General features: G+C 60.9%; 12 protein-coding genes. 6 read left to right on the forward strand and 6 right to left on the reverse strand.

The features are described from left to right. Nucleotides 1–18: 18 nt before the first annotated feature. Nucleotides 19–1557, reverse strand: a complete 1539-nt coding sequence (locus tag LOY52_RS09190; protein ID WP_258679156.1) for an NCS1 family nucleobase:cation symporter-1 — start codon at nt 1555–1557, stop codon at nt 19–21. A 578-nt stretch (nt 1558–2135) separates the two neighbouring features. Then, the gene (locus tag LOY52_RS09195; RefSeq protein ID WP_258679157.1) at nt 2136–2870 is read right to left on the reverse strand and encodes a phosphoadenylyl-sulfate reductase; all 735 of its coding nucleotides are present in this window, start codon (nt 2868–2870) and stop codon (nt 2136–2138) included. Between the two features lie 164 nt (nt 2871–3034). On the opposite strand from LOY52_RS09195, the gene thrH reads away from it, so the two are divergent. Further along, nucleotides 3035–3652, forward strand: coding sequence for a bifunctional phosphoserine phosphatase/homoserine phosphotransferase ThrH (gene thrH, locus LOY52_RS09200; protein WP_202369654.1), 618 nt, complete (start codon nt 3035–3037; stop codon nt 3650–3652). Nucleotides 3653–3760: 108 nt separating this feature from the next. On the opposite strand, the gene pabB is transcribed toward thrH, so the two are convergent. The 4 genes from pabB to LOY52_RS09220 all read right to left on the reverse strand — a co-directional run bounded on the left by pabB (nt 3761) and on the right by LOY52_RS09220 (nt 8393). Further along, nucleotides 3761–5104: an aminodeoxychorismate synthase component I gene (gene pabB / locus LOY52_RS09205; protein ID WP_258679159.1), complete on the reverse strand. Its 1344-nt coding sequence runs from the start codon at nt 5102–5104 to the stop codon at nt 3761–3763. 225 nt (nt 5105–5329) lie between these two features. Continuing rightward, a complete protein-coding gene (locus tag LOY52_RS09210; protein WP_258679161.1) occupies nt 5330–6316 on the reverse strand; it encodes an alpha-L-glutamate ligase-like protein in 987 nt (328 codons plus the stop codon). Beyond that, entirely contained in the window at nt 6316–7851 is a 1536-nt protein-coding gene (locus tag LOY52_RS09215; RefSeq protein WP_007960894.1) for an inactive transglutaminase family protein, read from the reverse strand. The genes LOY52_RS09210 and LOY52_RS09215 overlap by 1 nt, the downstream gene beginning before the upstream one ends. Nucleotides 7852–7856: 5 nt before the next feature. Beyond that, the gene (locus LOY52_RS09220) at nt 7857–8393 is read right to left on the reverse strand and encodes an ATP-dependent zinc protease (RefSeq protein WP_025110318.1); all 537 of its coding nucleotides are present in this window, start codon (nt 8391–8393) and stop codon (nt 7857–7859) included. A 356-nt stretch (nt 8394–8749) separates the two neighbouring features. Between LOY52_RS09220 and LOY52_RS09225 the strand changes: the two genes are divergently transcribed. The 5 genes from LOY52_RS09225 (at nt 8750) to prpF (ending at nt 15669) form a co-directional block, all read left to right on the forward strand. After that, nucleotides 8750–9472 carry a GntR family transcriptional regulator gene (locus LOY52_RS09225; protein ID WP_177416209.1) on the forward strand — a complete coding sequence of 241 codons (723 nt, stop codon included), beginning with the start codon at nt 8750–8752 and terminating at the stop codon, nt 9470–9472. Next, nucleotides 9469–10359: a methylisocitrate lyase gene (prpB, locus tag LOY52_RS09230; RefSeq protein ID WP_083366502.1), complete on the forward strand. Its 891-nt coding sequence runs from the start codon at nt 9469–9471 to the stop codon at nt 10357–10359. The genes LOY52_RS09225 and prpB overlap by 4 nt, the downstream gene beginning before the upstream one ends. Nucleotides 10360–10491: 132 nt before the next feature. Then, nucleotides 10492–11619: a 2-methylcitrate synthase gene (prpC, locus tag LOY52_RS09235; RefSeq protein ID WP_258679164.1), complete on the forward strand. Its 1128-nt coding sequence runs from the start codon at nt 10492–10494 to the stop codon at nt 11617–11619. Between the two features lie 198 nt (nt 11620–11817). Next, nucleotides 11818–14412 (forward strand): Fe/S-dependent 2-methylisocitrate dehydratase AcnD, encoded by a 2595-nt coding sequence (gene acnD / locus LOY52_RS09240; RefSeq protein WP_258679165.1) that lies wholly within the window; start codon nt 11818–11820, stop codon nt 14410–14412. Nucleotides 14413–14466: 54 nt separating this feature from the next. After that, entirely contained in the window at nt 14467–15669 is a 1203-nt protein-coding gene (gene prpF, locus LOY52_RS09245) for a 2-methylaconitate cis-trans isomerase PrpF (RefSeq protein WP_258679166.1), read from the forward strand. Nucleotides 15670–15755 lie beyond the last annotated feature (86 nt).

A 15755-nucleotide genomic window follows, 5' to 3' on the forward strand; every position in this document is an offset into this window, starting at 1 on the left:
ATCCGGGCCGCAAGGAAGTTAATGGCTGACGTTGTCGACGGCGATCGATTCGCCGCTGACGTCGGCGTAGTGCGGCTGGCGTTTGGCGATGATCAGGTAGAGCATCGCGGCGATGCCGGCGCCCACCAGCCAGGAGAACGGCGAGATGCTGTGGAAGCCCGGCACCAGCGCCAGGACGATGGCGATCAGCGCTGCCGGAATGAACGCTGCCACGGCACGGAAATTCACTCCACGGCTGTAGTAATAAGCGCCGTTGGGATCTTCGCTGTAGAGCTGCGGAACGTTGATCCGGCCCCTGCGGATCAGCCAGTAGTCGACCATGATCACCCCGTACAACGGGCCGAGCAGGGCGCCGAGGCCGGAGAGGAAATACACGATCACCAGCGGGCTGTTGTAGAGGTTCCACGGCAGGATCAGCACGGCGATGGTCGCGCTGATCAGCCCGGCGCGGCGGAAGGTCAGGTACTTCGGCGCCAGGTTGCTCAGCACGAAGGCCGGGGCGACGAAGTTGGCCATGATGTTCACCGCCACGGTGACGATCAGGAACGCCAGGCAACCGAGCACCAGAAAGAACGTATTGGGAATCGAGGCGATGATTTCGGTCGGGCTTTCGATGATCCGCCCGTTGATCTGAAATTGCGCACCGCAGAGCAGGACGGTGATGGCGGCGAACACCAGAATGTTCACCGGCAGGCCCCAGAAATTGCCGACCTTGATGGTCTTGCGGCACGGCGAAGAACGGGCGAAGTCGCAGAAATTGAGGATCAGCGTGCCGTAGATCGCCAGCCACAGCGCGCCGCCGGCAAAAATGTTGCGCCACATCTCGCCACCGCTCAGCGGTTCGCGGATCGACCAGGCAATCGTGGCGTTGGCCTGGGTGTACATCCACGCGGCGAGGGCGGCGACGGTCAGCAGAATCACCGGGCCGGCAAACGCTTCGTAGCGACGGACCATTTCCATGCCGTAAGCGAGGATCGCCAGTTGCACGAACCAGATCGCCACGAAACACACCCAGCCCAGGGTCGACAGACCGAGGATCGAGTTTTGGTCGTAATCGGCGAAGCTAGGATGAATCGCCGTCAGCAGCACACGAAATACCACCGATGCCAGATACGTCTGAATGCCGAACCAGGCGATGGCGATCACCGCGCGAATCAACGCCGGAATCTGCGCGCCGTGGATGCCGAAACTGATCCGGCTGATCACCGGAAACGGCACCCCGGTTTTCTGCCCCATGTAGCCGGACAGGTTCATGAAAAAGTACACCAGCGCCGCGCCGATCCCCAGCGACAGCAGTATCTGCCAGCCCCCCAGGCCCAACGCATACAGACCGATGGCGAACGAGTAGTTGGCGATGTTGTGCACATCGTTGGTCCACAGCGCAAAGATGCTGTATTTGCCCCAGCGCCGACCTTCGGCCCGGGTCGGTGCCAGGTCGCGGTTGTGCAGGCGCGGGCTCAGTTGTAACGGTTCGGCCAGACCCGTGTCGGGTATTGGCTGGTCGAGGGCAGAGGCGGGCAGATTCAGCGCGATGTTGTTGGAGAGACTTGTACGCATTCCGGCAGGCTCCTGATGGGCGGGCCGCGATGACTGTGCATGAGCGGTCAGGCTCGACAAATCTTCGGCGCGGCCAGCAAACATCACTGGTTACGGGGCATCTGCAGCCTTTACGGGATAGGGCGCTTCAGGCTTGCGGATCGAAAGTGTAGATTGATGTTTTGCAGTTTTGTATACAAAACATGTATGCACTAAAGCTAGATCTGTGCCAGTCAGCGATCTATGAAGCGCTGCGCTCATTTCGAAAAGTTATCGATGAGCGCTAAGTGTTTGAAAATGATTGGTTATAAATTGACCGATTGAACAGGTATTTATTTTTTGCGAGGGATTTGCGGGGAGGGCGACGCGCAGAGGTGTACAGCAAGGATGTAACTTTTCAGGGCGCGAAAACAAAAAAGTGCACACATAAATGGCACCGATGGTGACATTCGTGTGTACACATTTTTCAGGTCGCGCAGGTGCAAAATGTGGGAGCGAGCCTGCTCGCGAATGCGTTGGATCAGTCAACGAAGATGTCGACTGAGACTACGTATTCGCGAGCAGGCTCGCTCCCACAGGGGATGTCACTGGAATGGAGGTCAGGACTTGCTGATGATATTCCCCGCATGCAGCCCGCACTCTTTCTGCGTCGCTTCTTCCCACCACCAGCGGCCTTCGCGCTCGTGCTGGTTCGGCAGCACCGGGCGGGTGCACGGTTCGCAGCCGATACTGATGAAGCCGCGTTCATGCAGGCTGTTGTACGGCAGTTCGAGCATGCGGATGTAACCCCAGATCTCTTCGCTGGTCATCTGCGCCAGCGGGTTGAACTTGTACAGGGTGCGTTCGGGCGTGGAGAACGCGGTGTCGATCTCCAGCACCGCCACGGCGCTGCGGGTGCCCGGGCTCTGGTCGCGGCGCTGGCCGGTGGCCCAGGCTTTGACGCCGGACAGTTTGCGCCGCAGCGGTTCGATCTTGCGGATGCCGCAGCATTCGCCATGGCCGTCCTTGTAGAAACTGAACAGGCCTTTTTCCTTCACGAACGGTTCCAGCTTCGTGTAGTCCGGTGACACCAGTTCGATATCGATCTTGTAGTGCTCGCGCACCTGATCGATGAAGCGATAGGTTTCCGGATGCAGGCGGCCGGTGTCGAGGCTGAACACTTTGACGTTTTTGTTCAGCTTCCAGGCCATGTCCACCAGCACCACATCCTCGGCGCCACTGAAAGATATCCACAGCTCATCGCCGAACTCGGCGAACGCGAGTTTCAGGATGTCCTGGGCGGATTTGTTGGCATAGGTCGTGGCGAGTTCCACGACATCGAACGTTGGGCTCATCAGGGCGGCTTCCTACAGGTCGGTGGCGCTGGGCGCTCTATATGGCGGCGATGTTAACAAAAAGCGGCGGGTACGGGGGCCGCTGCGCTGCGTTGCGTGCTCGCGGGGGAGTCGCTAGAGTTCGGGCTGGCTGGACCCAATAATCAATGCAAATGGAGTGTCTTGTGGAAATTGCTTGCCTGGATCTTGAAGGGGTACTCGTACCGGAAATCTGGATCGCCTTCGCTGAAAAAACCGGAATCGAATCCCTCAAGGCCACCACCCGGGACATTCCCGATTACGACGTGTTGATGCAGCAACGCCTGCGCATCCTCGACGAGCACGGCCTGAAGCTCTCGGACATTCAGGAAGTGATCGCCACCCTCAAGCCGCTGGACGGCGCAGTGGAGTTCGTCGACTGGCTGCGCGAGCGCTTCCAGGTGGTGATTCTCTCGGACACCTTTTACGAGTTCTCCCAGCCGCTGATGCGTCAGCTGGGCTTTCCGACCTTGCTCTGCCATCGCCTGATCACAGACGACAGCGGCCGGGTGACCAGCTATCAATTGCGCCAGAAAGATCCCAAGCGTCAGTCGGTGCTGGCGTTCAAGAGCCTGTACTACCGAGTGATTGCAGCCGGTGATTCGTATAACGACACGAGCATGCTCGGCGAGGCGGATGCGGGGATTCTGTTCCATGCGCCAGACAATGTGATTCGCGAGTTCCCGCAGTTCCCGGCGGTGCATACGTTTGCCGAGTTGAAGCAGGAGTTCCTCAAGGCCTCGAACCGCAACCTGTCCCTGTAAACCCCATCACTGTAGGAGCTGCCGCAGGCTGCGATCTTTTGATCCTGTTTTTTTAGATCAAGATCAAAAGATCGCAGCCTTCGGCAGCTCCTACAGGGGCCGTTTCAATCAGAGGTTTTGCAGGGTATCGAGCAGGATTCTGACTTTGGTAATCGACTCCTGATACTCTGCCTGCCAGTCCGAATCGGCCACGATCCCGCCGCCACCCCAGCAGCACACCTGCCCATCCTTGACCAACAGACTGCGAATCGCGATGGAGCTGTCCATCTCGCCGCGCACGTCCAGGTACAGCAACGAACCGCAATACAAACCGCGCCGGGTCGGCTCCAGTTCGTCAATGATCTGCATCGCACGAATCTTCGGCGCGCCGGTGATCGAGCCACCGGGGAAGCTGCCAGCAATCAGGTCCAGTGCGTCGCGATCCTCGGCCAGTTCGCCGGTCACGCTGCTGACCAGGTGATGCACGTTGGGATAGCTTTCCAGGCTGAACAGCTCCGGCACCCGCACCGAGCCGATGCGGCAGGTGCGGCCGAGGTCGTTGCGCAGCAGGTCGACGATCATCAGGTTTTCCGCGCGATCCTTGGGGCTGGCCAGCAGTTCGGCGGCGTTGGCGGCGTCTTCGGCAGGCGTCAGGCCACGCGGGCGGGTGCCCTTGATCGGGCGGGTTTCCACCTGGCGCTGGCTGACTTTGACGAAGCGTTCCGGCGACAGGCTCAGCACCGCGTCGCCGTCGGGCAGGCTCTGAAAACCAGAAAACGGCGTCGGGCAGGCCTCGCGCAACGCGCAATAGGCCAGCCACGGATCGCCTTGACACGGTGCGCGGAAACGCTGGGCGAAGTTGACCTGATAGCAGTCACCGGCCTGGATGTATTGATGAATGCGTTCCAGCGCCTGGCGATAGTCATCGGCCGACAGATCGGCAGTCATCGGCGTGTCCAGCTTGAATGGCGTCAGCGGTGCTGAAGTCGGTTGGCTGAACAACGCGATCAGTCGTTGCCGCTCGCTGTCGGCCATCGACGGGTGAAACACCAGTTGGCTGGTGGCGGTCTGGTGATCGCTGATCAACGCCCAGTCGTACAGACCGAACCGCGCGTCGGGCAATTGCAGATCGTCCCGGGCCTGGCTCGGCAGGTTCTCGAGATGTCGGCCGAAGTCGTAGCTCAGATAGCCGATCAGGCCGCCGGCGAAGGGCAGTTCATGGCCCGCCGGCAGTTGCGCTTCGCCCAGACGGCTCAGATTATCGCGCAGACGTTGCAGGAACAGGCTGCCGCTTTCGTCGGGCAACACCGCCAGTTGTTCCAGCGGCCAGGCGCTGAGCAGGTCATAACGGCCACGGTCGGCACTTGGCCGGCCGCTGTCGAGCAGCACAGCGCCGGGCGCATGGCGGATGGCCGCGAAGTAAACGGCGGGGTTGGCGTGGTAGGGCAGCGGGTGTACGGAACAGGTCAGCATGGGCGGGGCAGATCGGCCATTGAGGCGGGGTGGGGATTGTAGTCCTCTGCGGGAGTTGCTCCTAGAGGGGATGTCGGGGATGAGCAGATTGGGGGTACGGTTGGAGCCTTGTGCTGACTGGGATTACGTCTTCGCGAGCAGGCTCGCTCCCACATTGGATCTTCAGTGTTCATGAGAACCCTGTGGGAGCGAGCCTGCTCGCGAAGGCCGCGACGCGGTCCCGCATCAGCCCTCAACCGCCGGAATATGCCCAAACATTTCCTGAGTGAACGCCACCCGCTCTTCAACTGACTCCGTCACCCCACGCGCCTTCAGGTCTTTCAGATGCGCCTCGACCGCGTGCGTACGCTGAGTCAGCCCGCAATCGTTGGCAATCTGGATATTCAGCCCCGGCCGCGCATTCAGCTCGAGAATCAGCGGGCCTTTCTCCTGATCCAGCACCATGTCCACACCGATGTAGCCCAGGCCACACAGCTCATAGCAACCAGCGGCGAGTTTCATGAACCCGTCCCAGTAGGGCAGTTGCACGCCATCCACCGCGTTGGTGGTGTCGGGGTGTTTGTTGATGATGTTGTTCAGCCAGGTGCCGCGCAGGGTCAGGCCGGTGGCGAGGTCGACGCCGACACCGATGGCGCCCTGGTGCAGGTTGGCCTTGCCGCCGGACTGGCGGGTCGGCAAACGCAGCATGGCCATCACCGGATAGCCCATCAGCACGATGATGCGGATGTCCGGCACGCCTTCGTAGCTGATGCTTTTGAAGATCTGGTCGGGGGTCACCCGGTATTCGATCAGCGCGCGGTCGCGGTGGCCGCCCAGCGAATACAGGCCAGTGAGAATGCTCGAGATGTGGTGCTCGAGTTCTTCGTGAGCAAGGATCTTGCCCGACACCGTGCGATAGCGGCCCTCGAAGCGGTCAGCGATGACGATGATGCCGTCACCGCCTGCACCTTGAGCCGGCTTGATTACGAAGTCGTTACGCCCGCCGATGATCTCGTCGAGCTTGTCGATTTCCTTCTCCGTGGAGATCACGCCGTACAGCTCCGGCACATGAATGCCGGCCTCGATCGCGCGCTCCTTGGTGATGATCTTGTCATCGACGATCGGGTACAGGCTGCGCTTGTTGTACTTGAGCACGTAGTCGGCGTTACGCCGATTGATGCCCATGATGCCCCGCGCCTCCAGAGCCTTCCAGGTCTTCCAGAAACCGAACATCAGGCGTCAGCCTTCTTCAGGAAAGCCTTGAAGCGCACTAGCTCGGTCAGGCGATAGCCGCGATAGCGACCCATCGCCAGCATGAAACCGACCAGAATCAGCAGGATCGCCGGGAAGGTGAACACGAAGTACACCAGCTCGGGCACGGTCATGATCAGGTGCGCCAGTGATGCCGCGAACAGCGTGCCGATCGCCACTTTCATGGCATGGCTGGCGCCGCGTTCTTCCCAGGTGATCGACAGGCGTTCGATGGTCATGGTCAGAATCACCATCGGGAACAGCGCCACCGACAGACCGCGCTCCAGACCAAGCTTGTGGCTGAACAGGCTGATGGCGGCAATCAGCACCACCACGAAGGTCAAGACCACCGACAGACGCGGCAGCATCTGCAGCTTCAGGTGTTCCAGGTACGAACGTAATGACAGGCCCAGCGCGGTGATCACGGTAAACAGGAGGATGCCGAAGCCCAGTTGCGTTTCGCGGAAGGCCAGGGCGATCAGCACCGGGGTGAAGGTGCCGAGGGTTTGCAGGCCGATCAGGTTGCGCAGAATCAGAATCACCAGCACGCCGATCGGGATCATCACCATGATCATGAACGTCTGCTGGGTCTGCAGCGGCAGGCCGTAGAGCGAGTATTCGAGGAAGTTGGCGTCGGTGTTTTCGTCGGTCAGCTTGGCCAGACGAATCGCGTTCATTTCGCTGTTGTTCAGGCTGAAGGTCACGTTGGCTTTCTTCGCGCCCTCGATGGTGATCAGGTTTTCATCACCGGTCCACCACAGCAGGCGGTCGGTCGGCAGGCCTTGCTCGCCGGTTTCCGGGTTGAAGTACAGCCAGTCGTTGCCGTTGAAGCTGCGCAACCACAGTTCCGGGGTTTGCGGTTGATCGGCAACGAGGCGGATGGTGTGGACTTTTTCTACCGGCACGTGGGCGATCGACAGCAGCAGTTCGACGATCTTCGCCTTGTGCGGTGTCGACGGGTCGCCGGCCAGCAGCAGTTTGACGTTGTCGTCGTTGGCGTTGTTGACGCGTTTGATCGCTTCGCCGATGAAGGTTTCGACGTCGGCCGAGTGCTGGCGAATCGGTGCCAGCAGAGCTTCGGCGGCGATCTTTTCCGGGCCTTCGATGGCGATGCTGTCGCGGAAGGTCGGGCCTTTGATCTTGGATTTTTCTGCGGTGTAGCGCTTGGTCAGCACCAGACGGTAATACAGGGTCTGGTTGCCCTTGGCCCGGCGCGCCGACCAGGTGACCTTGCGGTTGCCGTCGACCCGGTTGACCGCCACACCGTAGTTATTGGAGATAAAGCTTTCGTTGAGGCTGACGTAATCACGGCTCAGCGGCGGCACGAACATCTGGACCTTCACCGGGTCCTTGGTGCTGGCGACGAACTCGACTTTGGCGTCGATGTTCCACAAGTCGTCGGTGGCGTCTTCGGTCACCGGGATGCCGAGCACGAAAATCTGATAGGCCGTAACCGAAACGCCCAGGAGCACCAGAATGGTGATCAGGATTTTCAGGTGGAAGGTTAGAGAACGCATGGAAATTACTCGGCGGTATGAGCGGCGATGGTGCAGGCGGGTTTGCCGGCAGCGTATTTAAGACTGGGGTCGACCAGCGCGTCGAAGCGTTTCAAGGCTTCGGAGCCGATCAAAAGCGGGTATTGGAACGCACTTCGGTCGGTCAGGTTCACTTCGATGCTGCGCAGCGCCGTGCCCATGCAGATATCCAGCTCGATCACCGGGCGCGCGGTGTATTTCTTACCTTCTTCCGGGTCGTAGTCGCCGGCGCGGCGCTTGATCTTGCTGACCCGGGCCAGCGGCCGCTCGATCGGGTGCGAATGCGCTGCGTCGATCGCCAGGTAGAAACGCACCCAGGACTCGCCGTTGCGTTTGAAGCGTTTGATGTCGCGGGCACTCAGCGAGGCGGTTTTGGCGCCGGTGTCGAGTTTGGCCGCGACTTGCAGATTGATGCCGTCAAGCGATGCGTATTCGTTGAGGCCGTACACGGTTTTTTCCCCCGCCGCGGCGAGGCCGGGCAGGCAAAACAGCGCAAAAAATGTGGGGAAGGGCTTGAGTCTCATAAATCCTGGTGCGCAGCGTTCCGTTTTCGGTTCAGGTTCCTGGCAATACTGCGCAAGCTCCTTCGTGTGCCTATCAGCTTTTTATGACAAGCCGTACAAATGGCCAGCAAATGCGGGCGGCATTCTAGCACGGTGGTTTTATGGCGCCAGCGCTGGGGCCGGTCTATAAAAGATCAAAAGATCGCAGCCTGCGGCAGCTCCTACAAAGGATTCGCGTACATCCTGTAGGAGCTGCCGAAGGCTGCGATCTTTTCGGGTTATTAGACGATTGTCGACAATATCCATTTATCCTTTGACTGACGCCGGCTAATTGGCTAGTTTTTGCCGCATTGGATTTAAAGGTGTCGACAATCATGCTGGATCAACTCGATCCCCCGGTCATCAGCGGCGAGGATTCCGAGACGCTCTCGGAAAACGTCTTCCGGCGCATCCAGGCGGCCATCGTCAAAGGCGAGATCGCCCCGGGCAGCAAGATCTCCGAGCCGGAGCTGGCGCGCACTTATGGCATCAGTCGCGGGCCGCTGCGCGAGGCCATCCATCGGCTCGAAGGCCAACGCCTGCTGGTGCGCGTACCGCATGTCGGCGCGCGGGTGGTGTCGCTCAGCCACGCCGAATTGCTCGAACTCTACGAAATCCGCGAATCCCTTGAAGGCATGGCCTGTCGGCTGGCGGCCGAACGCATGAGCGTCGAAGAAATCGACGAACTGCGCCGGGTGCTGGAAACCCACGAGCGCGACGCGGCGTTCCAGGCTGGCGTCGGCTATTACCAGCAGGAAGGCGATTTCGACTTTCATTACCGGATCATCCAGGGCAGCGGCAATCGCACCTTGACCCAGATGCTCTGCGGCGAGCTGTACCAACTGGTGCGTATGTACCGCATCCAGTTTTCCACAACGCCCAACCGCCCGCGTCAGGCCTTCGCCGAACACCACCGGATTCTCGATGCCATCGCCGACCGTGACGGCGAACTCGCGGAATTGTTGATGCGCCGCCACATCGGCGCCTCGAAACGCAACATCGCCCGTCATTACCAGGACGGCGCCGACAATAAGACAGCCACTGAACGAGGTGAGTCATGAGTTCCAAGCAGAACACTCCAGGCCAGCGTTTCCGCGATGCGGTCGCCAGCGAGCACCCATTGCAGGTGGTCGGCGCGATCAACGCCAACCACGCGCTGCTGGCCAAGCGCGCCGGTTTCAAGGCGATCTACCTGTCCGGTGGCGGGGTGGCCGCAGGCTCGCTCGGCGTGCCGGACCTGGGCATCACCGGCCTGGATGACGTGCTGACCGATGTGCGGCGCATCACCGACGTCTGCGACCTGCCGCTGCTGGTGGACGTCGACACCGGTTTCGGTTCGTCGGCGTTCAACGTGGCGCGCACTGTGAAGTCGATGATCAAGTTCGGCGCGGCGGCGATTCACATCGAGGACCAGGTCGGCGCCAAGCGCTGCGGTCACCGTCCGAACAAGGAAATCGTCAGCCAGCAGGAAATGGTCGACCGCATCAAGGCCGCAGTCGATGCCCGTACCGACGACAGCTTCGTGATCATGGCGCGGACTGACGCGCTGGCGGTGGAAGGTCTGGAATCGGCACTGGATCGCGCCGCCGCGTGCATCGAGGCCGGCGCCGACATGATCTTCCCGGAAGCCATCACCGAGCTTGAGATGTACAAGCTGTTCGCCAACCGCGTGAAGGCGCCGATCCTCGCCAACATCACCGAGTTCGGCTCGACGCCGCTGTACACCACCGAGCAACTGGCTGGCGCCGATGTGTCGCTGGTGCTGTACCCGCTGTCGGCATTCCGCGCGATGAACAAGGCAGCGGAAAACGTCTACACCGCGATCCGCCGCGACGGTACACAGCAGAATGTCATCGACACCATGCAGACGCGCATGGAGCTTTACGATCGCATCGACTACCACACGTTCGAGCAGAAGCTCGATGCGTTGTTTGCCGCTAAAAAATAAAGATCAAAAGATCGCAGCCTTCGGCAGCTCCTACAGGAACGCGGTCGAGGTAGGAGCTGCCGAAGGCTGCGATCTTTTGCCAACAACACCGTAATTGCAGATTCCCTAACAAATTCAAGATTGGAGACAGCAATGGCCGAAGCAAAAGTACTCAGTGGCGCCGGGCTCCGGGGCCAGGTTGCCGGGCAAACCGCACTGTCCACCGTGGGCCAGGCCGGTGCCGGGCTGACCTATCGCGGTTACGACGTGCGTGAACTGGCAGCAGACGCGCAGTTCGAAGAAGTCGCGTACCTGCTGCTGTACGGCGAACTGCCGACCCAGGCGCAACTCGACGCTTACCAGCAAAAGCTGAGCAAGCTGCGCGACCTGCCGCAAGCATTGAAAGAAGTGCTCGAACGCATTCCCGCCGACGCCCACCCGATGGACGTGATGCGCACCGGTTGCTCGTTCCTCGGCAACCTGGAGCCGGAGAAAGACTTCTCCGAACAGCGCGACAAGACTGACCGCCTGCTCGCCGCGTTCCCGGCGATCATGTGCTACTGGTATCGCTTCAGCCACGACGGCAAACGCATCAACTGCGTCAGCGACGAGCCATCGATCGGCGGCCATTTCCTGCACCTGCTGCACGACAAGAAGCCGAGCGAACTGCACGTCAAAGTGATGAACGTGTCGCTGATCCTCTACGCCGAGCACGAATTCAATGCCTCGACTTTTACCGCCCGGGTTTGTGCATCGACCCTGTCCGACCTGTATTCCTGCGTCACCGCAGCGATCGGTTCGCTGCGTGGCCCGCTGCATGGCGGCGCCAACGAGGCGGCAATGGAGATGATCCAGCGCTTCTCGTCGCCGGAAGAGGCGATCAAAGGCACCCTCGGCATGCTCGAGCGCAAGGACAAGATCATGGGCTTCGGCCACGCGATCTATAAGGACAGCGATCCGCGTAACGAGGTGATCAAGGGCTGGTCGAAAAAACTCGCCGACGAAGTCGGTGACAAGGTGCTGTTTGCGGTCTCCGAAGCCATCGACAAGACCATGTGGGAGCAGAAGAAATTGTTCCCGAACGCCGATTTCTACCATGCCTCGGCGTACCACTTCATGGGCATCCCGACCAAGCTGTTCACGCCGATTTTCGTTTGCTCGCGCCTGACCGGCTGGGCCGCGCACGTGTTCGAGCAACGCGCCAACAACCGCATCATCCGTCCAAGCGCCGAGTACGTCGGCGTCGAACAGCGCAAGTTCGTGCCAATCGAACGTCGCTGAATGGTGAGGGCCAGCCACAAAGCGTAACCCCTGTAGGAGCTGCCGAAGGCTGCGATCTTTTGATCTTGATCTTGATCTTGATCTTGATCTTGATCTTAAAAAACAAAATCAAAAGATCGCAGCCTTCGGCAGCTCCTACAGGGGGGCGGTGTGGAGGCCTCTTCCCTTTGAAACTACCGTGACCCGAGTCCTGACCCGATGAACACAGAATTTCGCAAAAACCTGCCCGGCAGCCCTCTGGATTATTTCGATGCCCGCGCGGCGGTCGAGGCGATTCAGCCCGGCAGTTATGACACCCTGCCGTACACCTCCCGAGTGCTGGCGGAAAACCTCGTGCGTCGTTGCGACCCGGCCACGCTTACCGAATCCCTCAAGCAACTGATCGAACGCAAACGCGACCTCGACTTCCCGTGGTTCCCGGCGCGCGTGGTCTGCCACGACATTCTCGGCCAGACCGCACTGGTCGACCTCGCCGGCCTGCGTGACGCGATTGCCCTGCAGGGCGGTGACCCGGCGCAGGTCAACCCGGTGGTGCCGACGCAACTGATCGTCGACCACTCGCTGGCGGTGGAAGCGGGCGGTTTCGACAAGCAGGCGTTCGAGAAAAACCGCGCCATCGAAGACCGGCGCAACGAAGACCGTTTCCACTTCATCAACTGGACCAAAAAGGCCTTCAAGAACGTCGACGTGATCCCGCCAGGCAACGGCATCATGCACCAGATCAACCTGGAGAAAATGTCTCCGGTGATCCAGGTGCGCGACGGCGTGGCGTTCCCCGACACCTGCGTCGGCACTGACAGCCACACCCCGCACGTCGATGCTTTGGGCGTGATCGCCATCGGTGTTGGCGGTCTGGAAGCCGAGAGCGTGATGCTCGGTCGCGCGTCGTGGATGCGTCTGCCGGAAAGCGTCGGCGTCGAACTGACCGGCAAGTTGCAACCGGGTATCACCGCCACCGATATGGTGCTGGCGCTGACCGAATACTTGCGCAAACAGAAAGTCGTCGGCGCGTGGCTGGAGTTCTTCGGCGAAGGTGCCGCGGCGCTGACCCTAGGCGACCGCGCGACCATCTCCAACATGGCCCCGGAATACGGTGCCACCGCAGCGATGTTCTACATCGACCAGCAGACCATCGACTACCTGAAACTCACCGGTCGCGAAGACCAGCAAGTGCAACTGGTCGAGCAGTACGCCAAACTCAACGGCCTGTGGGCCGACAGCCTGAAAGGCGCGCAATACGAGCGTGGCCTGACTTTCGATCTGTCGTCGGTGGTGCGCAACATGGCCGGCCCGAGCAATCCGCATGCGCGCGTCGCGGTATCGGATCTGGCGGCCAAAGGCATCTCCGGGCAGTGGGATGACGTGCCGGGGCAAATGCCCGACGGCGCGGTGATCATCGCCGCCATCACCAGCTGCACCAACACCAGCAACCCGCGCAACGTGATCGCCGCCGGCCTGCTGGCGCGCAACGCCAACAAGCTCGGCCTGACCCGCAAGCCGTGGGTCAAATCCTCGCTGGCCCCTGGTTCGAAAACCGTCGCGCTGTACCTCGACGAGGCAGGGCTGACCACGGAGCTGGAGCAACTCGGTTTCGGCGTTGTCGCGTTTGCCTGCACCACCTGCAACGGCATGTCCGGCGCCCTCGATCCGGTGATCCAGCAAGAGATCATCGACCGTGATCTGTACGCGACTGCCGTGCTTTCCGGCAACCGCAACTTCGACGGCCGCATTCACCCGTACGCCAAGCAGGCATTCCTCGCGTCGCCGCCGCTGGTGGTCGCTTACGCCATCGCCGGGACCATCCGTTTCGACATCGAGAAGGACGTGTTGGGCGTGGTCGACGACAAGGAAATCCGCCTGAAAGACATCTGGCCGAGCGACGAAGAAATCGACGCCGTGGTGAAGTCGTCGGTCAAGCCGGAGCAGTTCCGTCAGGTCTACATTCCGATGTTCGCCATCCACGAAGACACTGGCCCGAAAGTCACGCCGCTGTACGACTGGCGCGAGATGAGCACCTACATCCGCCGTCCGCCGTACTGGGAAGGCGCGCTGGCCGGCGCGCGGCCGCTGAAGGGTATGCGTCCGCTGGCGGTGCTGCCGGACAACATCACCACCGATCACCTGTCGCCCTCCAACGCGATCATGCTCGACAGCGCCGCCGGCGAATACCTGGCGAAAATGGGCTTGCCGGAAGAGGACTTCAACTCGTACGCCACGCACCGGGGCGACCACTTGACCGCCCAGCGCGCGACCTTCGCCAACCCGAAACTGTTCAACGAAATGGTCCAGGAAAACGGCAAGGTCAAACAGGGTTCGCTGGCACGGGTCGAGCCGGAAGGCAAGGTGATGCGCATGTGGGAAGCCATCGAAACCTACATGCAGCGCAAGCAGCCGCTGATCATCATCGCCGGTGCCGACTACGGTCAGGGTTCGTCCCGTGACTGGGCGGCAAAGGGTGTGCGTCTGGCGGGTGTCGAAGCGATCGTCGCCGAAGGTTTCGAACGCATCCACCGCACCAACCTGGTGGGCATGGGCGTGTTGCCGCTGGAGTTCAAACCGGGCACTGACCGACACACCCTGGGCATCGACGGCAGCGAGACCTACGACGTGATCGGCGCCCGCACCCCGCGCGCGGACCTGACGCTGGTGATCCATCGCAAGTCCGGCGAGCGCGTTGAAGTGCCGGTGACCTGCCGTCTGGACACCGCTGAAGAGGTGTCGATCTACGAGGCCGGCGGCGTGTTGCAGCGCTTCGCCCAGGACTTCCTCGAAGAGTCGGCGGTTGCCGTTTAAATCACGTAATGCGAGCGCGGGTCGGTTGACCCGCGTTTGCGGATAAGGAGCACTATGGCTCACGCAGCTAAGTTCGCACCGCAGATCAAAATCCCCGCCACTTACATGCGCGGCGGCACCAGCAAAGGCGTGTTTTTCAGCCTCAAGGATCTGCCCGAAGCCGCGCAGATTCCCGGCCCGGCCCGCGATGCCTTGCTGCTGCGGGTGATCGGCAGCCCCGACCCCTACGACAAGCAAATCGACGGCATGGGCGGCGCCACGTCGAGCACCAGCAAAACCGTGATCCTGTCGAAAAGCAGCAAGGCCGATCACGACGTCGATTACCTGTTCGGTCAGGTCTCCATCGACAAGCCGTTCGTCGACTGGAGCGGCAACTGCGGCAACCTCTCGGCAGCGGTCGGTTCGTTCGCCATCAGCAACGGTCTGGTGGAGGCCAGCCGCATTCCGCATAACGGTGTGGCGGTGGTGCGCGTGTGGCAGGCCAACATCGGCAAGACCATCATCGCCCACGTGCCGATCACCAACGGCGAGGTGCAGGAAACCGGTGATTTCGAACTCGACGGCGTGACCTTTCCGGCGGCCGAAGTGCAGGTCGAATTCATCGATCCGGCGGCGGAGGAAGAGGGCGGCGGCGGTTCGATGTTCCCCACCGGCAACCTGATCGATCAGCTGGAGGTGCCGGGTGTCGGCACGTTCCAGGCGACCATGATCAACGCCGGGATCCCGACGATTTTCGTCAACGCCGCAGACATCGGCTACACCGGCACCGAACTGCAAAGCGCGATCAACAGCGACCCGCAAGCCCTGCAGATGTTCGAAACCATCCGCGCCTACGGTGCATTGCGCATGGGCCTGATTTCCAATCTGGACGAAGCGGCCAAGCGACAGCACACGCCGAAAGTCGCGTTCGTCGCCAGGCCTGCGGATTACATCGCGTCCAGCGGCAAGGCGATTGCTGCCGCTGATGTGGATTTGCTGGTGCGTGCATTGTCGATGGGCAAATTGCATCACGCGATGATGGGTACGGCGGCGGTGGCAATCGGCACGGCGGCGGCGATTTCCGGGACTTTGGTAAATCTTGCGGCAGGCGGTGTCGAGCGCAACGCTGTGCGCTTCGGCCATCCTTCCGGCACCCTGCGCGTGGGTGCCGAGGCCAGCCTGGAAAACGGTGAGTGGGTGGTGAAAAAAGCCATCATGAGCCGCAGTGCCCGAGTGTTGATGGAAGGCTACGTGCGCATCCCCGGCGACTCTTTCTGACCCATCACATAACCCCTGTAGGAGCTGCCGCAGGCTGCGATCTTTTGATCTTGTTTTTTAAGATCAAGATCAAAAGATCGCAGCCT

Origin of the sequence: Pseudomonas sp. B21-051 (assembly GCF_024748795.1) — a bacterium.
Lineage (GTDB): Bacteria > Pseudomonadota > Gammaproteobacteria > Pseudomonadales > Pseudomonadaceae > Aquipseudomonas > Aquipseudomonas putida_A.